This is a genomic window from Gallintestinimicrobium propionicum, assembly GCF_025567525.1.
GTDB classification, from domain to species: Bacteria; Bacillota; Clostridia; order Lachnospirales; family Lachnospiraceae; genus Gallintestinimicrobium; species Gallintestinimicrobium propionicum.
Genome location: NZ_JAOQJY010000025.1, coordinates 1 through 21,885, shown reverse-complemented (window position 1 = coordinate 21,885; position 21,885 = coordinate 1). Strand labels below are relative to the sequence as shown.

21 protein-coding genes are annotated in these 21,885 nt (G+C 50.7%); 5 read left to right on the top strand and 16 right to left on the bottom strand.

Going from position 1 to position 21,885, the window contains the following annotated elements; all coding sequences use genetic code 11:
• Positions 1-20: 20 nt before the first annotated feature.
• Together OCV62_RS15365 and OCV62_RS15360 are read left to right on the top strand one after the other, a co-directional pair.
• Positions 21-2,261, top strand: coding sequence for a serine/threonine protein kinase (locus OCV62_RS15365; protein WP_262587782.1), 2,241 nt, complete (start codon positions 21-23; stop codon positions 2,259-2,261).
• A gap of 76 nt (positions 2,262-2,337) precedes the next feature.
• Positions 2,338-2,646, top strand: coding sequence for a hypothetical protein (locus OCV62_RS15360; protein WP_262587781.1), 309 nt, complete (start codon positions 2,338-2,340; stop codon positions 2,644-2,646).
• Here the strand turns inward: OCV62_RS15360 and OCV62_RS15355 are convergent.
• Genes OCV62_RS15355 through OCV62_RS15345 form a run of 3 tightly spaced genes read right to left on the bottom strand, consistent with a single transcriptional unit; the run spans position 2,619 to position 5,811 of the window.
• On the bottom strand, positions 2,619-3,974 hold the full coding sequence (locus OCV62_RS15355; RefSeq protein ID WP_262587779.1) for an MATE family efflux transporter: 1,356 nt from the start codon (positions 3,972-3,974) through the stop codon (positions 2,619-2,621). The genes OCV62_RS15360 and OCV62_RS15355 overlap by 28 nt on opposite strands.
• 48 nt (positions 3,975-4,022) lie before the next feature.
• A complete protein-coding gene (locus tag OCV62_RS15350) occupies positions 4,023-4,259 on the bottom strand; it encodes a hypothetical protein (protein WP_021916279.1) in 237 nt (78 codons plus the stop codon).
• Between the two features lie 49 nt (positions 4,260-4,308).
• Positions 4,309-5,811, bottom strand: coding sequence for a sulfatase-like hydrolase/transferase (locus tag OCV62_RS15345; protein ID WP_262587778.1), 1,503 nt, complete (start codon positions 5,809-5,811; stop codon positions 4,309-4,311).
• A gap of 348 nt (positions 5,812-6,159) precedes the next feature.
• On the opposite strand from OCV62_RS15345, the gene OCV62_RS15340 reads away from it, so the two are divergent.
• The gene (locus OCV62_RS15340) at positions 6,160-7,668 is read left to right on the top strand and encodes a Y-family DNA polymerase (RefSeq protein WP_262587776.1); all 1,509 of its coding nucleotides are present in this window, start codon (positions 6,160-6,162) and stop codon (positions 7,666-7,668) included.
• Entirely contained in the window at positions 7,665-8,084 is a 420-nt protein-coding gene (locus tag OCV62_RS15335) for a hypothetical protein (RefSeq protein ID WP_262587774.1), read from the top strand. Before OCV62_RS15340 ends, OCV62_RS15335 begins: the two co-directional genes overlap by 4 nt.
• Here OCV62_RS15335 and OCV62_RS15330 read toward each other — a convergent pair.
• The 5 genes from OCV62_RS15330 to OCV62_RS15310 all read right to left on the bottom strand — a co-directional run bounded on the left by OCV62_RS15330 (position 8,063) and on the right by OCV62_RS15310 (position 14,952).
• Positions 8,063-8,812: a DUF8091 domain-containing protein gene (locus tag OCV62_RS15330; protein ID WP_262587772.1), complete on the bottom strand. Its 750-nt coding sequence runs from the start codon at positions 8,810-8,812 to the stop codon at positions 8,063-8,065. The genes OCV62_RS15335 and OCV62_RS15330 overlap by 22 nt on opposite strands.
• A complete protein-coding gene (locus OCV62_RS15325) occupies positions 8,809-10,113 on the bottom strand; it encodes a bifunctional folylpolyglutamate synthase/dihydrofolate synthase (protein WP_262587770.1) in 1,305 nt (434 codons plus the stop codon). The genes OCV62_RS15330 and OCV62_RS15325 overlap by 4 nt, the downstream gene beginning before the upstream one ends.
• A gap of 83 nt (positions 10,114-10,196) precedes the next feature.
• Entirely contained in the window at positions 10,197-11,753 is a 1,557-nt protein-coding gene (locus tag OCV62_RS15320; RefSeq protein WP_262587768.1) for a hypothetical protein, read from the bottom strand.
• Between the two features lie 86 nt (positions 11,754-11,839).
• A complete protein-coding gene (pnuC, locus tag OCV62_RS15315) occupies positions 11,840-12,523 on the bottom strand; it encodes a nicotinamide riboside transporter PnuC (RefSeq protein ID WP_262587766.1) in 684 nt (227 codons plus the stop codon).
• A 32-nt stretch (positions 12,524-12,555) separates the two neighbouring features.
• Positions 12,556-14,952: a glycoside hydrolase family 38 N-terminal domain-containing protein gene (locus tag OCV62_RS15310; protein ID WP_262587764.1), complete on the bottom strand. Its 2,397-nt coding sequence runs from the start codon at positions 14,950-14,952 to the stop codon at positions 12,556-12,558.
• Between the two features lie 121 nt (positions 14,953-15,073).
• Here OCV62_RS15310 and OCV62_RS15305 point away from each other — a divergent pair, with 121 nt between their 5' ends.
• Positions 15,074-15,562 carry an AraC family ligand binding domain-containing protein gene (locus tag OCV62_RS15305; RefSeq protein WP_262587762.1) on the top strand — a complete coding sequence of 163 codons (489 nt, stop codon included), beginning with the start codon at positions 15,074-15,076 and terminating at the stop codon, positions 15,560-15,562.
• Positions 15,563-15,615: 53 nt separating this feature from the next.
• On the opposite strand, the gene OCV62_RS15300 is transcribed toward OCV62_RS15305, so the two are convergent.
• The 8 genes from OCV62_RS15300 to OCV62_RS15265 all read right to left on the bottom strand — a co-directional run.
• On the bottom strand, positions 15,616-17,241 hold the full coding sequence (locus tag OCV62_RS15300) for a recombinase family protein (RefSeq protein WP_002594230.1): 1,626 nt from the start codon (positions 17,239-17,241) through the stop codon (positions 15,616-15,618).
• 127 nt (positions 17,242-17,368) lie between these two features.
• Complete coding sequence (locus OCV62_RS15295; protein ID WP_002594231.1) at positions 17,369-17,563, bottom strand: transposon-encoded TnpW family protein; 195 nt, start codon at positions 17,561-17,563, stop codon at positions 17,369-17,371.
• A complete protein-coding gene (locus tag OCV62_RS15290; protein WP_002594232.1) occupies positions 17,560-18,414 on the bottom strand; it encodes an ATP-binding protein in 855 nt (284 codons plus the stop codon). Before OCV62_RS15290 ends, OCV62_RS15295 begins: the two co-directional genes overlap by 4 nt.
• Positions 18,411-19,151: a replication initiator protein A gene (locus OCV62_RS15285; RefSeq protein WP_002594233.1), complete on the bottom strand. Its 741-nt coding sequence runs from the start codon at positions 19,149-19,151 to the stop codon at positions 18,411-18,413. Before OCV62_RS15285 ends, OCV62_RS15290 begins: the two co-directional genes overlap by 4 nt.
• A 130-nt stretch (positions 19,152-19,281) precedes the next feature.
• Positions 19,282-19,668 (bottom strand): cysteine-rich VLP domain-containing protein, encoded by a 387-nt coding sequence (locus OCV62_RS15280; RefSeq protein WP_002594234.1) that lies wholly within the window; start codon positions 19,666-19,668, stop codon positions 19,282-19,284.
• On the bottom strand, positions 19,658-21,283 hold the full coding sequence (locus tag OCV62_RS15275) for a relaxase/mobilization nuclease domain-containing protein (protein ID WP_002594235.1): 1,626 nt from the start codon (positions 21,281-21,283) through the stop codon (positions 19,658-19,660). The genes OCV62_RS15280 and OCV62_RS15275 overlap by 11 nt, the downstream gene beginning before the upstream one ends.
• Positions 21,255-21,650: a plasmid mobilization protein gene (locus OCV62_RS15270; RefSeq protein ID WP_002594236.1), complete on the bottom strand. Its 396-nt coding sequence runs from the start codon at positions 21,648-21,650 to the stop codon at positions 21,255-21,257. Before OCV62_RS15270 ends, OCV62_RS15275 begins: the two co-directional genes overlap by 29 nt.
• A 38-nt stretch (positions 21,651-21,688) precedes the next feature.
• Positions 21,689-21,885 (bottom strand): hypothetical protein (locus OCV62_RS15265; protein WP_262587760.1); only part of this gene is annotated, 197 nt, incomplete at its 5' end.

Here is a 21,885-nt window from a genome sequence, read left to right as displayed (position 1 = left end):
GCGGCGGAATGTGAGGAATTATGAATCCCGAACGTATCTGTTATGGCTGCTTTTCCGAAAAAGACCCCGGCACGGTCTGCCCCGTCTGCGGGTTCGATGAAACAAAGCAGCAGCCCTATCTCGCCCTTCCCCTGGGCACAATTGTAAACGGCCGCTACCTGATCGGCAAAGTCCTCGGCATCGGCGGCTTCGGCATTACCTACCTCGGCTTTGACCTGACCCTCGAAATCAAAGTCGCCATCAAAGAATATATGCCCTCCGCCATGGCTACCCGGAATACCGACCGCTATACTGTCGTTCTGACCAGTCATCAGGAAAAGGATTATCAATCCGGAATGGAACGTTTTCTGGAGGAAGCACGCATTCTGGCAAAGCTCCAGAACACACCGAATATCGTTTCCGTCCAGAACTATTTCCGGGAAAACAACACCGCATACTTCGTCATGGAATACGTAAACGGCACCAGTCTAAAAGCCTATCTTGCTGCGCGCGGGGAAAAAATTTCCTGCGAAGAAGCATTGAAAATCCTGCTGCCTGTTATGAACGCACTCGTTTCTGTCCACTCCATGCAGCTTTTACACCGGGATATCAGCCCGGACAACATTTACCTGACCGCCGACGGTGACAGCAGGCTTCTGGACTTCGGCGCAGCGCGCTTTGCTTCCGGTGATGGGAAAAGCGTTTCCGTTATTCTAAAGCATGGCTATGCCCCGGAGGAGCAATACTCTTCCCATGGAAATCAGGGACCCTGGACAGACGTTTATGCCATGGGTGCAACGCTTTACCGCTGCATCACCGGAGTTCTTCCGCCGGATTCCATCGAACGGATTCACGGCGATACGCTCAAACGCCCCTCCGAGCTTGGCATCTCCATTTCCCCTGCCATCGAACAGGCGATTCTGAAGGCGCTCAGCATCCGTACGGAAGACCGCTTCATGAGCATGGAAGCCTTTATCTGCGCGCTGAACGGGGATGTCGCAACTGCATCGGCACAATCGCCATCCCCCGGATCAACGGCAAACGCACCGCAGCCATATTCCGGCGCGGTGTCTTCCCGACCTGCCACATTTTTTGCTGTCCTGTCGGCACATCTGAAACAAAATCCGCTTCTGGCAGTCGCTCTTGGCGGCGCTTTGGTCGCGGTAGTCGCCCTCGTCCTCTTTTTGCCCCTTTCCGGAAAGTCCGGAAAAAATACCAGCTATACAAACTCTGCTTCGTCCATGAATCCTTCTTCTGCATCTGCACCTCCCGGTTCGGATACGCCGACGCCCTCTCAAACCCCGCCCGGGCAGGATTCAGACGCACCGGACGATCCTTCTTCCGGCGATTCAAACGACAGCACCGGTACAGAAGTTGTCACCTATGATCTCGGAATTTTAAATGCTACCATCGACGTTCCGGCAGAGTATAGCGTTTCAGATGATGGTTTTACTTTTACCAACAATGCCAGAAACTGCCGGATCGAAACCAGCTTCAACTGGGCTACAATTATTCCGATCTATTCCCTTGCCGACATCGAAAACTACCGGGAGGATATTGTTTCCTCCTACGCAGAGGGCTACGGTCTTACCGACGCCATGATTCTGACCGCAGGACCGGACGATTTCGGCGGACAGTCCGCTTACCAGATTTTCTTCCAGGGAACAGATTCCAGCCAGACCACCCTGCAGCATGTACTGCTTGCAGTAGAAGGAAGGAATGACTTTGGCGCATATCTGCTCGTCGGCTCCTATCCAAAGGATTCCGAAACAGACCACACACAGATTTACAACAGTCTGACATCCTTTCGTATAAATGGTCCTGTGGATATTACCTACGAGCGCTATTGCGACACCGCTGCAGGCATCCAATGCATCACGGATTCCACTCAGATCAGCAGCACAAGACGCAGCAGCTTTACGCTTCCAAACGGCAACAGCGGAACCGCCCTCCTTCTTTTCCTTTCCTCCAACGAAGAGGAATATATTGAGGTGGAGCAGGGACTTTCTGCCGGAAAAAACGCAGACGAATGTATTGCTTACCTTTCCGGCATCTGGGAAGATGTCTCCGACGCTTCCCTTTCGGAGATCATGACAGAAAGCCGCGAAGACGATATTGTCTGGCAATTTCGGATCGTTTCTCACGATTCTGATATTTCTATCTTCGCTGCAGCTGATATCGACGGTGTCCCCTATATCGTCGGTGCAAGCACATCCGAAGAAAATATTGATAACTGCAGCAATGTGCTTGCCGAAATCATGGGCACACTGCGGCCGCTGTAAGCCTGCAGCATTTGCAGCATTGAAAAAATCAAAAAACGCCAGTTTTCATTGGAAAATGTAATAGGAGGGTTCTCTCATGTTCACGCTCAAACAGGATCTAAGCTGTCCGCGGCGTATGACCGTCTATGCGATTTTTGATATTCTGGATCGCCTGAAAAGCTCCTATGACCAGGTTATGACCGGTGATATTCAAGCGCAGGTTTTCGTATTTGGCAAAGAATGTCTCTGTGCCTTTGCAGTTACGGAAAGCTCTCTGGATACCTCAATTCTCCACATCACTCTCCTGCAGCCGATTTCCGACATGACAAAGGAGGACGAGCAACTCGTCCTCCTCTATCTCATGGAACATATTCTTCTTCATATTGATGAAGTTCTGGTACACTGAAAATCATTTTTGTCCAGCTTTCGATAATACCACATGTTTAACAGTGCCGCAAATATCCACGCCAGCGGATAGGCCATTGCCAGTCCCGGGAAGCCCCAGATACGGCTTAAGCAAAGTGCTGCAAAAACACGCATGAGAAGCTCCAAAAATCCGCCCATCATCGGGATCTTCGTATTTCCGGTTCCCTGCACCGCACCCCGGTAGGTGAACAACAGTGCCGCACACCATAAGCAGCTGGCTTCAATACTGTTGTAAATTCTGGACAGCCGGATCACCTCTACTGCACCGCTTCCAACGAAAATCGAAACGAGCGGCTTACAGAACATAATGATCAATCCGCCTACCACAACACTGAAAAAGAGACAGCTCAAAAGGGAAACCTTCATTCCTTTTCGAATTCTCTGATATTGCTTCGCACCAAAATTCTGTGCTGTAAACGTTACCATGGCAACTGCGATCGAATACATCGGCATCACGACAAAGGTTTCCAACTTATTACATGCAGTGTATGCCGCAATCGCATCTGCACCCATCCCGTTTAGCGCACTCTGAAATACCATCATTCCGACGCCCGTAATGGAGTCCTGAATCGAAAGCGGCAGCCCTACCCGGAGATGATCCGCTAAAAAAGCAATCGATATTTTAAAATCTTCTTTTCTGACACGCAGCTGCGGATATTTCCGAAAGCTGTAGATCAGACAGCCGACCCCGGAAAGGCTTTGGGCCAGAATCGTCGCTGCAGCTGCTCCGATCACATCCATATGAAACACCAGAATAAACACAAAATCCAATATAATGTTCAACACAGAGGAAATGATCAGAAAAATAAGCGGTACTTTACTGTTTCCAATCGCCCTCAAAAGGCTTGATTCCACGTTGTATAAAAGCTGTCCTCCAAGTCCGATAAAGCAGACCAGCTGATAAGCATACGCACGCTGAAACAGATTTTCCGGCATATTCAAAATATGCAAAAGCCCTGGCAGGCAAACAATACCTACCACGGTACAAAGCAGGGAAACCACCGCCCAGATCATATAGATCACTGCTGTGGAACGTCTCGCATTTTCCATTTTCCCAGCGCCAATAAACTGAGATGTCACAACTGTCACACCGCCCGCAAGACCAGAGCAAAATCCAAACACCAGAAACTGCAGGCTCCCGATGCTTCCTACTGACGCCAACGCGTCAGAACCAAGGGTACGTCCCACGATGATCGTATCCACAGCAGAATACAGCTGTTGAAATACATTTCCTGCCAGGATCGGCAGCATAAACATCAAGATCGTCTGGAAAACATCTCCCTTTGTCAAATCGTATTTTCTTTCCAATTTCTTCTTCCAAACCTTTCCTTCAAAATAGTCTCTGTCTTTTTCCCTTTACACTGACATCGGGCAGCTTCTTCTTTCTTCCCGATCCATGTCTCCTCTCTCGTATCTGGCATTGAATTCCATGTTGATGTCACGGATTTCTTTTTTGCCGTCGATGTAATCCTGATACATATCCGCAAGTCCTGCCATACAGCCGTCGCAGCTGGCGGACAGATTACCCAGTGCCTCCTCCACGATCTGTTTGCGTTCCTCGCAAGTGGTTTCTTTAATCAGATATCCTGCCATTTTTCAATCCTTTCTACCCGGATCTTCCGGGCATTCTTTGTTTTTCCTTTTATCTGGTGCTTTCGCTTGTCAGAATCTCCTGCAGACGCTTCTCCATCTTCTCCACCTGATCTGCATAATCCCAGGCGATGTTGTTCTGCTGCCCGATATCGTAATCCATATTGTAAAGCTGCGGATCCTTTGATAAACCGGTTTCAATTCTGGTAAAGGGCATATATGGAGCTCCTTCGCTGGGAGATAAGTAAACCCAGCTGCCGCAGCGCAGCATTTTCCCGCAGGTTAAGTCCTCTGTCATCAGTTCTGATCTGCCTGCAGGGTCCTCTCCGATCAGCGCCGCGTACCTGTCCTGGCTGTCTACCGCACTGTCCTCTCCTGTTTCGATGCCAAGCATGTGTGCAAAGGAAGCATACAGATCTACCTGGCTGATCAGCGCCTCGGAAACGCCCCGGTGTGTCAGCGCAGAACTGTATACAATAAACGGAATCCTTGTACCACCATCAAACTTGCTGTATTTTCCGCCTCTCAGCGGTCCTGCTGCCCGATGCGTTCCGTTTAATTCATATGCCCTGTCCAGATAACCGTCATCCAGTACCGGTCCGTTATCACTGGAAAAAATAATCATGGTGTTATCCAGAATCCCTTCTTTTTCCAGCGCAGCCATCACTTCCCCAACGCACCAGTCAAGCTCTGCGATCACATCCCCTCTGGGTCCCAGTCCGGTCGCGCCCTCAAAGCGTGCAGAGGGCACGCGGGGTACATGGGGCTGATGAAGTGCATAATACAAAAAGAATGGTTTTTCTGCCCTGCAGCTGTCTGAAATAAACTGCTTTGCCCGATTTAAAAAGGTTTCCGCCAGCTCTTCATCCTTCCAGACCGCTTTGCTTCCGCCGCGCATATAGCCAATCCTTCCGATGCCGTTTACAATGCTCTTATCGTGTCCGTGAGAAGAGCGCACGCGCAGAAGCTCCGGATTTTTATAATACGTTGGAATATCCTCAAAAGGAGATTCTGCTTCGTAGGAAACCTCGATCGGATCTTTTGAATCCAGGTTTACCACCGAGCGTCCCTCTAAGAATACACAGGGTACACGGTCTGCCGTTGCCGGAAAAATAAACGATTCCTCAAAACCAAGGTCTATCGGTGTCAGATTGATCTCCTGATTCCAGTCGATCGGTTTGCTGCCATCTCCCAGCCCCAGGTGCCATTTTCCAACAATTCCGGTATGATACCCCGCTCTCTGAAACAGCTTTGGAACGGTATCAAGCTCTCTTTTAATAATACAGCCTGCATCTCCCGGCAGAATATGTGCCTGATCATTCCGGAACGGATAACGCCCTGTCAGAATGCTGAAACGTGCAGGCGTACAAACCGCAGAGGTTGAATATGCGTTGGTAAATTTCAATCCTTCTGCACATAGCCTGTCCAGATTCGGGGTGTCGATCTTCCTGCTCCCATAGCATCCAAGATCCCCAAAACCAAGATCATCGGCATAAATGATTACAACATTTTGCTGTGCCGATTTTTTCACAGCCTGTTTTCCTTGTCTGAACATAATAAGCAATCCTCCTTTTCACCCTGGGCATCCTATAGATGATAGTATATCAGATTTCTGAAAGACTGTTCAAAAAAAATAGGGAACCAAACAATAGAATACACGCGCTGTGAGCATTCTATTGTCATGAAGAAAAAGATTTCCTTTGCAAAACGAACATCAGTTCGTGTATAATATAAAAAAGCCGCTGCAATGTTGTAAAAAAGAATGTGCCTTGGCACATTCTCGCGCCGAGGCGCGGTTGCCTCGGCAACCATCTACCCTTGCGCCGAGTGCGCATCCTCGCGGAGCGTTTTTATTTCATAGGACGCATTTTCCTATGAAATAAAGAAAGGAGACCCACATTTCATGGAAGACCGCATCTATATTGCCATCGACTTAAAATCCTTTTACGCTTCCGTAGAATGTCGGGAGCGCGGCCTTGACCCCCTTGATACCAACCTTGTCGTGGCAGACATCAGCCGTACAGACAAAACCATCTGTCTTGCTGTCACACCATCTCTGAAAAGCTTTGGCATGTCCGGACGAAGTCGTCTTTTTGAAGTAAAGCAGCGAGTCCGGGAAGTCAATATCGAACGAAAACAGCATGCGCCCGGACAGATACTTTCCGGTACATCCTATTTTTTCTCGGAGCTTTCTCAGAATCCGGCGCTCGCCGTTGATTTTCTGATCGCGCCGCCCCAGATGGCACATTATATGGAATGCAGCACCAGAATTTATTCTATCTATATGAAATACGTCGCACCGGAGGATATCGTAGTTTATTCCATCGACGAGGTTTTTATGGACATTACGGATTATCTGCCCGCCAGCGGGATGACTGCCCGCGAATTTGCCCGTAAAATTATTCTCGATGTCATGGATACGACAGGAATCACCGCTACTGCCGGCATCGGGACGAATCTTTTTCTCTGCAAGGTTGCAATGGATATCGTAGCAAAGCACCTCCCGGCAGATGAATACGGCGTGCGCATCGCCTTTCTCGATGAAATGACATTCCGACAAAAGCTCTGGGCACATCAGCCGCTCACTGACTTCTGGCGCATCGGACACGGCTATGCCAGAAAGCTTGCCGAAAATGGATTGTTCACGATGGGGGATATCGCACGCTGCTCTGTCAAAAATGAAGACCTGCTCTATCGGCTTTTCGGAAAAAATGCAGAGCTTCTGATCGACCACGCCTGGGGCTTTGAACCCTGCACCGTCCCGGAAATCAAAGCCTACAAACCGGAAACCAACAGCATCAGCTCCGGGCAGGTTCTGCATTGTCCGTACGAGACAGACAAAGCAAAGCTCGTTTTGAAAGAAATGGCAGACCAGCTCGCCCTCGATCTTGTAAATAAAAAAATCGTAACCGACCAGATTGTCCTCACCGTCGGCTACGATATCGAAAACCTGTCTGATCCCTCCCGCAGATCCGCCTACCACGGTTCCATCGAAACAGACCGCTACGGCCGCTCGATTCCAAAGCAGGCACATGGAACCCAAAATCTGGACGACTATACCTCCTCTTCCCACAGGATCATGAACGCCGCCGTCGATCTTTTCGATCGTCTTATCGATTCGACGCTCCTGATCCGCCGGCTGTATATTGTCGCCAACCACATTATCCCGGAGGACACTGCTCTGCAAAAGAAAGACCGCTTTACCCAGCTCGATCTTTTCACAGATTATGCAGCAGAAGAACAAAAACAGAAAGCCGACGCTGCTGACCTGGCGCGTGAGCGAAAGCTGCAGGAGGCGATGCTTTCCATCCGAAAAAAATTCGGTAAAAACGCAGTGCTCAAAGCGATGAACCTGGAAGAGGGCGCAACCGCCAAAGACCGCAACAACCAGATCGGAGGGCATAAGGCATGAAACCAGACTACAGCGATATCATCCATCTTCCGCACCACGTTTCCAAAACGCATCCTCAGATGTCCATGCATGACCGCGCGGCCCAGTTTTCTCCCTTTGCCGCTCTCACAGGCTATGATTCCGCCATTTTGGAAACAGCGCGCCTGACGGAAGAAAAGATCACACTCAACGAAGATATGCAAGAGCTTCTCGACTTAAAATTTCGGCGGCTTCTCGAACATCTCTCCGAAAAGCCGCTGATTTCTATTACTTTTTTTTGCCCTGACAAACGCAAACAGGGCGGTTCCTATGTCTCTATATCCGGCACAGTCAAAAAGCTCAACCTTTTCCAGCGCATCCTCACACTGGAGGATGGAATGCAGATTTTTCTGGACGATATTCTGTCCATCGAAGCTCATACCTCCACTACCCTGTAGAGATACGCATTTCCTTTTTTCCCGTCCCGCTCGATCACGCCGAGGTCGTGGAGGATATTGCACACAATGCCAGCCTGCTCCTTTCGGATATGCACAGCTTTGCCGAGCTGCGCGGACGTAAACGGCTCCGGCAGATCGTATGGGATCAGCTGGACATAATCCTGTGCGCAGGTAAATTCCATTTCCCTCTCAATGGAAACAGGAATTCTGTCATAACGGCTGGAGCCACGTTTTTTGTCCCGGCTCCAGCCATTTAACAGCTTATATTCTTCCATATTCAGAAACGTGAGCCGGATCGTCAGGTTCGGGTCTTGCAGATAAGCTTTGATCCGGTACAGCTCCTTAAATGCCAGATAAGGACTTCCCTTTAATGGAGATTTCCGTCCGCCGGAGATCTCCCCGGTTTCCTCATCGATCCAGTAGACGTGCTTACAGTATGGGATCGGGTACACGATCGTCACCGGATACAGCGGCAGGAATCGTTCCAGCTTCGGGCGCATCCGGTCAAAGCTTCGGGTCTGGATTTCGATAATCTCTTTCCCATTAAAGATATCTGCCACGCAGCCCTCCACCGGGATTTCATGCTGCGATTCGTCCGGCGCATAATAATGTTTCAGCACCGCATGCACCGTCTTTTCCGAAAGGGTGCCGATACCATTGCGTTCCCGGTTTTTACCGATGATCCGCTCCTTTGCTGCCGTAAAGCGCGCAGTTTCTTCCGATGTCACAGCCTCTCACAGCCTCCGCAGTTTTGATGAAATTCCCGATTTGCGCAGGTACGGATCTCTTCAATCGAATACAGCGAGCCGGTTGCACAGATCACATCCTCCTTTTCGGCATTTTCGATCATACTGCGCACCCCGTCTTCGATCGAATCAAATGCTGTCGTCCTTACCGCACATTCCCGGCTGATCTGCTGCGCCATTCTTTCATTATCCATCGCTTTTTCGGACGGCGGCATAATTACGCCGATTTCCTCTGCCAGAGGTTCAATCAGCTGCAGCATTGTGCTGACATCCTTTGTAGAAAGAATCCCCAGCAGGAAACGGATTTTCCGATCCGGAAAATAACTGCGCAGGCTTTCCAGCAGTGCCCGGATGCCGTCCGGGTTATGGGAGCCATCCACGAGAAAGGTCGGCTGCTCATGCAGGCGCTCAAAGCGTCCCGGCCAGTATACCTCTGAAAGCCCCTTGCGCAGAGCAGCTTCGTCGATCCTATACCCTTTTTGTTCCAGCACACGGACGGTTTCGATGACCACCGCCGCGTTATTCATCTGATAGACACCTGTCAAAGAAAGAGGAAGCTCTTTCAGATCCTTATAATCAAATACCTCGCCCGACGGACTTAACACAACATTTCGAATCTGTTCCGGCGCGCTTGTAACAAGGGATGCGTCTGTTTCCTGACAGATTTTTTCAAATACCGGCATAACTGCTGTATTGCTTCCGTCCACAATGACAGTGCCGCCTGTTTTTATGATGCCGCCCTTTTCTCCCGCGATTTTTTCCAGTGTATCGCCCAGCTCCTTTGTATGATCCAGTCCGATGGAGGTGATAACAGCAGCCTCCGGCGTTCGGATCACATTGGTGGAATCCAGCCTGCCGCCCATGCCGACTTCCAACATTACAAGATCACACTGTTTTTCTGCAAAATACAGCATCCCCATTGCCGTCATGATCTCAAACACCGTCGGCGCATCCTCCATGGTTTCTGCCTGTGTTCGGATCCATGACGCCAACCTCGCAAAATCCTCGTCTCCGATCTCTGTCCCGTTAAAATAAATCCTGTCGTTAAAACGTTTTAAATGGGGAGAAACAAACAGTCCGACCCGATAACCGGCTGCCGTCAGAATTTTCGACAGGCACGCGCAGACCGAACCTTTGCCATTCGTACCCGCCACATGTACAAATTTCAGCTTGTCCTGCGGATTTCCAAGCCGTTCCAAAAGCTCCTGCGACCGCACGATTCCTTTTCCCGTGCCGCTCCAGTGTCTTGAATCCATCCATTCAATCGCTTCGTTATAGGTCATCTCATTCCTCGTTTCTTCCCGTCTGATCCGCACAACCAAACTATATTACTTTATTGCTGCCAAACAGCTATCTCGGCTGCTGTTCAGTGGTTTCCCCATGCATCGACAGATTCCACTTTATAGAATCCGGGCGCTGCGTCAGGATCCGTAAAGGACGTTGCGATGGTGGAGGCGATCTGATTTTCCTTTGTCGGAACAAAGTCTGCAGAATCGCCCTTGTATACACGATAATAGCGATGCTCTGTCTCTGTAGAGGCTTCCCAGGTAACTGTCCCGTCTTCTGCACAAATACCTGTAATTGCTGCCGGCTTATGATCGGTGTAATCCGTTGTCAGCAGAACGATGGAGCTTGCCGGAACGGTCACATGCACGCTGTTGCCGGCACATGCAATCAGTTCATCGTAATCCTGCAGGTCTGCAAATTTGCTGCGGGGCACATTGGCAGAATCATACAGATATCTGCGCAGAGCCTTGTCTGATTTCAGATTTTCCAGAGAAATATCGATCTCAACAGGCTCTTTGTGACGATTGACGATCGCAACAGAGAAGGAACCGTCATCGTTTACAACGCCGCCGCTGCGCAGCAGATAGTCCTCAGAGGAAATCGTAAGCGGTTTGGAATTTTTCCGGAAATAGCGAACCAGCAGACCATAAGCATACAGCCAGTCCCGTGCACCATAATCCGTATCGTCCCAGCGCAGCAGTCCCCATTTGTTCAGACGATACTGCAGGTCGCGGGGATTGGGCACATCCACAAAGGTCCAGAGAGCCATTGCATACACGCCCGCGTTGACTGCTGCCAGTGCCATTTCACAGATCTGCAGCGCAGAGTAGGATTCCTTTCCGTTATAGAAGGCATCACATACGTCCATCTTTACGCCATTGATATTGTTCTGTCCCTGTTTGAACGCCTGCGCCAGGCCGAACTCGCCCAGAATAAAACGGCGCTCGTAAGGCTTTAACATATTGACAACATCGGAGCAATGACGCTTGAAAATCTTATAAAAATCCAGATCCTCCGCTTCGAAGTCATTTACATAATGATGTCCGCCGAACACGTTGGAAATCGGAACCATGCCGTTTGCAATCGCCCATTCCACCGTCTCCCAGCGCTCCATCGGGGAAGCATCAGTCGCCAGCAGGTAGACCGGCAGATGTCTGTGCGCAAACTCGTTATACAGATAGGTATGATATTTTTTGAACGTAGCCATTTCAAATGCCAAGTCTCCCCAGTCATCCAGACTCAGTTCATTGGACATACAATAAATCTTAACGTTGCTCAGACCCTTTTCATAGATCAGATACTCCAGACGGTCTGCAACATTCGATGCATACGCAGTCAGCTCCTCGTCCGTCTCATACCGCACGCAATGCCCGGTCAGATAGATTGTTGCACCAACCTTACACTGCATTTTTTCACAATATTCTGCAAACGCGTCCATCTCTTCCTTCGTCCATTCCGGAAAGCCTCCCCACATTCTGGAAAAACCGGGCGAAAGCTCCCGATAAACCTTGCCGACGTACTGGTTGAACTGGACGTCATCCATCTCCCGCCAGACGTTTGCTTCGCTGTTATGGAACCCCATTCCCCCAAATCGGGCCATAATCGCTTCCTTTTTGACAGTCATTTTGCTGCTCATAGAAACCCCCTCCTTTTGTGTGCTTTTAAAAGCTTGCGCTCATTATAGCATACTTCCGAAAGGATAGATACCGGTTTTGAATCCTTTCAAGTCCCTTGCTCAACAAATTCAACAGCTGCTCTCCGGCTGCTTTTTCCATACTGCTGCTGTACCGCCAGTGCGGAGTTGAGCGCCACGATCGCGAAAAATACTGCCATGGAAATTCCGGTTTCCATCGTAATCGCCTTATACAGCCAGAGGATCGTTCCTCCGATTCCGGAACCAAGGTTTACGATGTACGCGTTTTTGTAGCAGGCTGCCAGGCCGATGCAGGCCGTTACGCTGCAGACAAAGAAAAATGTGTCAAACAATACATTTGCGTTGAACGCACCGTTTATTGCGGACAGAATGCCTGTCATAATCACGAATAACACAATCGCGCCAACGACCATTGAGGTCAGTTCTCTGCGGTCCATTTTCTTCATAATCGCTTCGGTCTCTTTTTTCTTGCCATGCCATTTCCGCAAGCTGTAAAGAGCCATCGGCGCCTGCATAAAGATCATGAATACAAATGTTGCGTAAACGTTCGTCTGCCATGCCAGAATGCCATTACATACCGCATACACGAATCCGAATAAAAATCCGGACGCGATATTCATGGATACCAGGAAATTAAATGTAATGCCAATCAGCGCCGTAATCAGGGCAAATGTTGTATCTCCCCCGAATACTCCGGATACGGCAATTGCTGCGATCTGTAAAAACAACAGAATATAGTTTTTCTTTTCCATTTTACTCCTCATTCCACAGCCATTAAATCCCATTAACCGCAGATAAAGGTTACAACGCCCTTATCGTTATCAGACAGACGCTCCATGCCTTCTTTTACGGAACCGTTGTCTACGATCTCCACGCCGTAACGGAATTCGCTGAAGCCGGACAGATCCATCTTGAAGTTTGTCTCCCAGGTATTGTTCATAATCCAGCTGTAAACCGGACGCTTGTTGTTTTCTTCCCTGTTATCGCACAGAAGAATCGGATGGGATTCCATTGCTCCCATATACAGCAGAGGGGTATCAAATGTATTTACCAGAATCGTCTGATCCTTGGTACGGTAGATCAGGCCTTCATCTGCCAGATAGTACTCCATATTCGTGCCGGGCAGCTGGTCGATACCAGAACGCATGGCTACGCCGCCATTCTGGATGGAAACCTCTGCATCAGGCAGGTTCAGTGCCAGAGGCATAAATACGCTCTCGATATCCTCGCTCAGTGTCTTTGCGATATGATAAGAAAACTCAATCTTTGGCAGCTTGTTATACATCTTGATGATAACGCTGCTGTAGTACGTTCCTTCCAGATCAAATACCAGTTCCACCTTAGTAAATACCGGACCGTGATCGAGAATCCTTACATCCTTTAAGTCGCCCTGATACTGTTCCGCGTGCAGGCCTCTGATATTTCTGCCGATCAGACGGCGCTCTTCATAAACACCCTTGCGGATTTTGGTACACTCATAGACAGGAGTAAAGAAAGTCTCCAATCCGGGCTTGCACATTTCCACCTCTGCTTTTTTATTATAGAAAGAAGTAATTCCTTCGCCGACCTTCCAGCTGATTTTGAAGGAATCGTTTTCCATACCGTAAGGCAGCTTGTAGCTTTCGGTATCATAAGTATTGATAATATCGCGCACGCGCTCTGCGCCGACCCATGCGGTTCTGGTAAACAGGGTCTGTGCCGGTGCAGGCTGTTCTTCATAAGTGAAGGTCTTTTCTTCCATCGGCTCAAATTCAGCCAGGAAGCTTACCAGAACACCGCGGGGATGTGTAGACAGCTGAACCTCCATCACTTCGTTTGTCTTGTCATCGGTTACTTTTACAGCCGGAAGGCTCATGGTTTCCACATAGAACTCAACCGGAAATACTCTCTTTTCATGGCTGGTGGATACTGCTTTTACCTTACCGGACAGATTGTAGTAACGCAGGATATCGCCGAGCAGATGGCACTGCTCGTTTTTGCGCATTGCAGCTGCCTCATGTGCTTTGGATGCATAGCTGTTTTTACGCATATCCAGGTTTGTTACCATGGTATCGTAAGGGTTGGTTACGGTTGCGGAATGACCCCAGGTGTGTTCCGCATACAGCAGGGAGTTATCGCCGTAAGCTTTTACCAGCTCTGCGTTATGAACGCCGGTCTTTTCTTCCAGACGGTCGCAGATACGGTTTAAACGAACTGCCTCTTTATAATGCTTTACTGCATAAGGCGTGCTGCCAACACCGTTGCCCCACCAGTCGTTGATCGCACCGCGGTAAACGGGAGCATCCGCTACCTTATTGCGGATCAGATCATACAGCTCCTGTAGGGTTACCATGCGCAGGGTAACTTCTTCGCCGTACTTTTCGTTGAACAACGCTACCGTGTCTGCAATTGCGGGATTGATGGGCGCGTTGTCGGAGTATACACCGGAAACGCTTGTGATATAGAAATCATAAGGATAACCGTTTTCTTCATATTCCTCCATGCTTGCGATCAGGTTGGAGTGCAGCTTCTCCAGCGGCCCTGCAACATCTCCCTGTGCTTTGCCGAAGTAATTCTCTGTCATGAAGTTGACGTTTTTGTTGAATACGATGCCGAGCGCATTGCCCAGGTTGTAATGCTCGCCGCTCCATACCAGCAGACGCTTGCCATCTTCATTTTCCCAGAAATAAGGCTTCTGGTTCTGATACAACGGATACATGCCGTGATGGGTGTGGATATTTGTATATAAGAACTCAACGCCGTTTGCGAGCATAGCGTCTCTCTGTCCCATGGAAATACCGTTGATATCTGCAAACATCGCAGTCTTTAAGGTAATGCCTTCCTTCGCGCATACCTCCTGCATATCATGGATTTTCTCGGTCAGATATTCGCAGTCAGCCAGGTCATTAAAGTTTAAGTAGTTTGCAGAAAGACCGATGCTGTTTTTCTTTACCAGATCGAAGAACGTCTTTTTTTCTTCCTTCGTTGCAGCCTTTAAAAACTGCTCTACGCAGTACCAGGTCTCACAATTCCATTTCAGATCCTTCTGATTGGTTCCTTTTTCCAGGCCCTCCTCAATCAGCTCTACTGCCCGGCGGATGTTATTCGTCTGGTTGTAAATAACCTGTTCCTGCAGGTCTGTGTAACCAACGTCTGTGTGAGAATGATGTACAATGTAAACTTCTCTGATCTTGTGTGCCATTTGCAAAATCTCCTTTTTGTATGATAGAATAATGATTATAATTTCCAGCGGGCTGTAGATGCGCAATGCACAAAACAATCCGCGAAATCATGCTTAACCACTGCAACAGGACAGACAACCTATGAACGAAACAAATCTGATTATCCAAAACCGCCTGCGCGAAGCGACTATCAGTCTGGAACGCGCCAACCTCATCATCTGTGACGAGACGTGGAAATGTGATTCCTCGGTTCCGCCCTTTTCCAGCATTCAGCTCGTCCTGCAGGGGGAGGGAACCGTCTGCATCGATGAGACAACCATCCATCCAACAAGCGGACAGCTGTATCTGCTTCCCGCCTACACGAACCAGGCGTTTTTTACCGATATCCATAATCCATACCGCACCTACTATTGCCATTTCGAGATCACCTGCCAGCAGACCGACCTGTTCGAACTCATTCATCTGCCGCTCTGCATCGACGCGAAAGACCCGAAAAAGGCCGAACAGCTTTTCCTCGATCTCGTCCACAGCGTCCGACAGGATGATATCTTTTCTGCGCTGAAAGCCAAACAGGCTGTTTTAAACCTGCTCTGTTTGCTTATGTGTGATAAAGAAGTAATAGAAGTGTAAAAAATTTTGCCGTTCCTATCCGGCACATGAGGTATGTCGGATAGGTCGGGCGGTTAGGTGTCGGGCAGTTCTACCTTGCCGACAAAAGAATAATAGATTTCGATTTCCTGTCTGCGTAACTTGCCCCGGCGTTTCCCGTCAAGGGCAACGCTTTCATGGACAACGATTTTCTCCACAAACTCCCGCAGCAGAGTAGGGGTAAGTTCTTCAATGGTAGTGTGCCTGCGTACCACATTCATAAACTTTTCAGCGTTTGCGGTGGCTTCCTGCGCTTTGGAAAGTTCTTCCCGCAGTCTGGCGGCACGTTCTTTCAGTTCTTTCTGCTCGGCTTCATAGTCTGCCGACAGCTCTGTGAAACGCTCGTCCGATATGCGCCCGGTTACGCTGTCCTCATACAGCCGCTTGAAGATAGCAGATAACTCGGCTATGCGTTTCTCGGCGGCTTCCAGCTCCTTTTTCTTGGCGGCGTTCCTGCGTCTGTCCCCGTCCTCATTCTGCTCGATTAAAAGCTTCATAAACCGGGCTTCATGCTTTGCCGCATAGCTGGTAACTTTCCGCAGATTGGAGAGTACGCCAGCGGTCAAGAGGTCAGTGCGGATAAAGTGCGCTGTGCAGTCGGCGGTGCGTTTCTTGTAGCTTCCGCAGATATAACAGTCCTGCTTGCGCTTGTCCGTCTGGTATCGCTGCTGGTACATGACGCTGCCGCAGTCGGCACAAAAGAGTATGCCGGAGAACAAGCCCACTTCGTCATAACGGTTGGGGCGTTTGCGCTGCTTGCGTAACTCCTGCACCCGTTCCCACGTTTCCCGGTCAATGATAGGCTCATGGTGGTTCTCAAAAACCGCCTGCTTTTCCGGGGGATTTTCTATGCTGTGTTTCAGCTTGTAGGACGGCTTCTCGGTCTTAAAGTTTACCAGACAGCCCGTATATTCCCGGTTTTCCAGCAGATGAACCACGGTATTGGTCGCCCACTTGCACTCATAGCCGGGGTGGTAGCGGCGGGTGCTGCCCGTCCTGCGGTATTCCAGCGTCCCCGGCGTGGGGATTTGCTGCTCGGTCAGCATACGGGCTATCTTGGTCGGACCGTTCCCGGCAAGGCAAAGGCTGTAAATCTGCCGTACCACCGGGGCGGCTTCCTCGTCAATGATAAAGTTTTCGTCCTCGTCCATGAGGTAGCCATAGACGGGCTTGCTTGTGATGGGCTTTCCGCTCATGCCCTTAGAGCGTTTTACTGCCTTGATTTTCTTGCTCGTATCTCTCACCAGCCATTCGTTAAAAATGTTCCGCAGCGGGGCAAAATCATTTTCCCCCTGTGCGCTGTCCACTCCGTCATTGATAGCGATGAAGCGGACACCTTTCTGTGGGAAAATCATTTCTGTGTACATTCCCACCTGTAAGTAGTTTCGCCCTAACCTCGACATATCCTTGACGATAACTGTCCCGACTTTCCCTGCTTCAATGTCTGCAAGCATGGCTTGAAATCCGGGTCTTTGAAAGTTCGCACCGGAATAACCGTCGTCGGTGTACCAGCGCAGATTAGAAAATCCATTCTGTTTGGCATAGGTTTCCAAAATCCTCTTTTGGTTGGAAATGGAATTGCTCTCGCCTTGCAGCTCGTCCTCATGGGACAGTCTTGGGTAAAGGGCGGTAATGAGTTGCTGGGTGGTCTGTCTTAACATAAATTCCTCCGTTTCCGACAGCCAGCCCCACTATTCCGTACCTTGATTGTACCACATGGGGCGGCTGTCTGTATAGCGGCAAAAGCGTCAAATCTGCTTCTTTACGGTCGGTAAAAATGACGGTTTTTCAATCAGGCTTATCACAGGTCAAATATCCGGCGGCGGCTTCTGCTTCCAGCACTTTCATCATCTTGTCAGCGGCGGTGTCGGTCGCCCCCTCCTTGAAAAAGCCAGACACCACAAGGATTGTGTTGCCTATCCTCGTTTCGGTCACGCAGTCCGGGCGGCGGGCAGGGCGTTTGTTTCTCTGGGTGTCGGTCATAGGCAAATCTCCTTTCCGGCAAGCAGCCGTTTCAGCTGTTCCATTTTTCCCTGTGCGGCGGCTTTCCTCAAATTCTCCCCGGTAAAGCAGAGAGGGGAACACATTTCAAGCAGGCGGTCATAAATCCGGGCGTGGGCGGTGTCCTCCGGGTGCTGCAATTCCTCCAGCGTGAGGTTGGTCGTCACAATCAGCGGCTTCCTGCTCCGGTAGCGGCTGTCAATCACATTGTAGACCTGTTCCAGACCGTATTCTGTGCCACGCTCCATTCCAAAATCGTCAATGATGAGCAGGGGGAAGCTGCAAAGGCGGGAAATATATTCGTTCCTGCCCGCAAAGCTGGCGGCAAGGTCGTTTAATATTGCTGCAAAGTTTGTCATGCACACCGGGACTTCCTGCTCCATGAGGGCGTTTGCAATACACCCGGCAAAATAGCTTTTCCCAGTGCCTACCCTGCCCCACAAGAGCAGCCCGTAGTTCCCGTCCTTTATCTGTTCCCAGCGTGCCACATATCCGGCGGCGTTCTTCATCTGCGGGCAGCTGCCGTTATCGTTGGCAAATGTCCAGTCCTGCATGGTCTTGTCTGTAAAGCCCTGCCGTTTCAGCCGTTCCACCGTTTCAAGGTGGCTGCGCCGCTTCTCGGCGGCTTCCCGTTCCTTACGGGCTGCCCGCTGGCAGTCGCACTCTGACGGGTGGCGGTCACGCCCGAAAAAGGTCTTGCCCTCCGGGAAATAGGCTTCTTTGGGTTTCCGGCATTTGCCGCAGTATAAAAGCCCGTCCTCCCCGGTGTAATCCTCCGGCTCGGCTGTGGTGTCGGTCATAGGCAGTATGGTGTTGTGGATTGTATCGGTCATAGGCTTTCTCCCTCCTTGAATGAATAGTCCGGTATGCCTTTCTTTGGCTTCTCTTTGGCAGCGTCCTCCTGCGCCCACTTGTAAATGGTGGCTGCATGGCTCTGGTACTGCTTCCCGGTGGAAGCGATGTGGCAGGAAAGGCGGTCAAGGTAATACTCCCACTTGCCGGGGAAGTCCTGTTCCAGCTCCAAAAGTTCTGTGTCAGAAAGAAATACATTTTTATATCTGCCATAAGCGGCGGGGGGCTGCCCCTCACTCGCTCCTTTTGTTTGGCTCTCTATTAGGTTGTTTATATTAGTTTGGTTAGGGGACGGTTTTCCGACCGTCATAAGGTCAGTTTTCCGGCTGTCAGTTGGTCGGTTTCCCGCCCTTATGAGGGGCGGTTTTCCGTCCGTCAGTTGGTCGGAAAACTGTACCACTGGGATAGGCGGCACTTTCACATACAGACGGTTGGCGGCAGAAAAGCCCGTCCGTCTGCGTTCCAGCAGCCCGGCAGCGTCCAGTTCGTTCAGTGCGCCCTTTATGGTGGTGCAGCCTTTATCCAGCATTTCCGCTATCTCTGCTATGGGGTAGACAATGTATGTCCGTCCCTCGCTGTCCTGCCAGCCGTTCTTCTGCGAAAGGGTGGAACGGTCTAACAGCAGCGCATATAACTCTCTTGCGGTGTGGGATAGGTCTGTTTCCAGCAGGAAACGGGGGTAAGGCAGGTAAGCGGGCAGCTCCGTTCCTGCGGTCATATAATCAGCGATAGGGTTCACCTCCTTGTGGTGTCTGTCTGTGGGTTCTGTTACGCTTTTAGGGGGCGTTTTTAAGGGAAAAGGATAAATGTATCACGCACCCTTTGACACCCTCCAAAAAAGCCTTGATTTATGCGGGTTTGAAATGCCCTAAAGCGTGACATTTCTCCCTTTGTTTCCGCTTCCGTTTGGCGGCGTTTATCCGCTTCATGCGTCCGGCGCAGTCCGGGCAGTATTTCCCCCGGTTGGATTTTGGGAAGAAGAACGCCCCGCAGACAGCGCAGCGTTTCCGGCTTCCCCGGCGCAAGAGGGCGGCTTCCAGTGCTTCATCAAGGGGCAGGACAGCGGCGGTAAACCAGCGGCAGAGCAGCGAATAGCTGATACTCTGTACACACACGCAAGGCTCGCCGTCCTCCAACAGCAGGCAGTTCCCGCTGTCATAGTTGCAGCACTCATGCACAAGGCGGCGGGCTGCCCGGTACTGGCGGTAGTCCATGCGGGGGATATTACCGTTCATGGCTCTGCTCCTTTCTGCGCTGCGGCTCGCTCCGGCGTAAAATCTGGTCGATATTGCCCTTGACAGTCTGCAAGCGGCGGTACTCCTCCCGTTTTGCCCGGTAATCGTTGTAGCCGCTGTTTTTCTCTTTGATAAGGCTTTCAATCTCTGCTTGCAGGGATTTATAGCTCGGCAGCTTGGAAATGCCGTTCTCCCTGAAATAGCGGGCGGCTGCGTCTGCTATGATAAAGTCACTTTCATGCTTCTGACGGTAGGCTGCTTTTGCTTTGGCGTTTTTCTGCTGTTTCAGCCCGTCCCGGACAGGGCGGGTCTTGGAATAGGCAAGCACCTGCCGTTGCAGCTCCTTTTTCCCGTTCAGCGTCTTTTCCACCTGCTTCAACCACGCAAGGCTTTCCTGCATGGCGGCATAGGCGGCAGAACAGGCTTCGTCCAGTTCCTCCGGGGAGGAAAAGCCGTACTGCTGATAGGCGGTAACGGTAGCTGCCATTTGCTTTAGGTTGTGCTTTGCCGCCCAGCGGTCATAGCCCACGCCCTTGCCCTCGGCTCGCTTGGCTTCCCGGTCAACCATGCGCTGCAAGGTGTTGTCTGCCGGGGTGGTTTTTGCAGCTTTTTCCCCTTGTAACGGCTTTTTAACTGCGGCAGGGTATTCGGGTATGGCTTTGGTCTGTTCGGCAGCTCTGTGGGCGTTCTGCGTGAGCAGGGCAAGGACAGCAGCCTTGTCAAAATCGTCCCCCAGCTTTCGGGCTGTGATAGGCTTTGTCCTGTCCGGCGTGAGGTAGGAAAGCCGCCCCCGGCTCTCCTTGACGGTCACACCCTCCCGCAGCAAAAGGGAAGAAAACTCGTCAAAGCTGCCAGCTTGGGAAAGTGCCTGCCGTATCGTCCGGCGCAGCTTCGCCTTGTCCGTTTCAAACTTGGTGGGCTTGGTCGGCTGTCCGGCGGCTTCTCTGGCGGCGTTCTCTTTGTCAAGGGCAAGCTGCCCTTTCTTTGCCGCCCAGTATTCCCGTTCGGTTATCCGTTCCTTGCTGCCGTTCAAGAGGTCGATTTGGTAAAGCCCCTCCCGGTGGCACATTTCCATGACTTCGCTCTTGAAATATTCCATAGCGGCGTTGGTGCAGCGGTGCTTGCAGCCCTCCAGCGTGTCGGCTGGTCTGTCCATGTAGGGCAGAAGCGGGACTTCGTAAATCCGCAGGGAGTTGATGACGATATGCACATGGATATTCCCGCTGTGGTTATGCCCGTCCGGGTGGGTGCAGATTAGGGCTTGGTGTCCGGGGAAATGCTCCTTGCAGAACTGCTCGCCCAGCTCCTGCGCCCGGTCTACGGTCAAGCCGTTGTCTGTCCCGTCCCGTGGGTCAAAGCTGATGATATAGTGGTGGCTTTTCACATCTTCCCGTTTTTGGTTTTTCTCATAGCGGAGATTGGCCCGCATACAGGCAACAGCGAAATCCTCGCCCCCGCAGTTGAGGGAAGAAATGCGGTAATCCTCCCTCGGTATCAGCCGCCCGTTTTCATCAAGGGTGGCTTTCATGGTAAACTCGTCATGCTCAAATGTGAGATAGGCTTCCGCTGCGCCATAGTCGGCGTTTTTAGAGCTGATATGTTTGAATGTTGCCAACAGCGTCACCCACTTTCTGCAAGACTTCAAACTTTAGGGCAGCAAGGTCGGAAACCGCCGCCCGTACCTCCCCGGCAAGCTGCGGATAGGGACTGTGCCACTCGTTCAGCGTCCGGGCTATCTGGTTTAAGTTGCCGCCGATCCTCCCGTATTCGGCGGTCAGCTTCCCGACAGCGGCAAGCAGCTCGTCATTGATGGGGGAAACGGTTATGATGGGGCGTATGGCTGCCCCGGTTATGGCTTGCCGGATAAACTCGGCTTGGCTCATGTGGTAAGCAGAAAGCCGCTGGGCAAACTCGGCGTATTCTTCCTCGGTCATGCGTGTTTTGACTACCCGGCTGCGGTGCGGCGTGTTGTATCGTTTCATAGGTGGTTGACCTCCTTTCTGTGCGTGGTGTCCTCTCACTAATAGGAGAAAAACAGGGTGTGAAGCGGAACTGTTTTTGAAAAATCCGAAAAATATTTTGAGGGGTTTTTCAGCGGCGCAAGCCGCATAAGCAGGGTTTGGGGAAGGCACTCCCCAACAAGATTCCCGCAGGGGCAAAATGAGCGATAAGCGAATTTTGGCACCTCGGTAGAATCTTGCTCTAAGAAACTGCCGG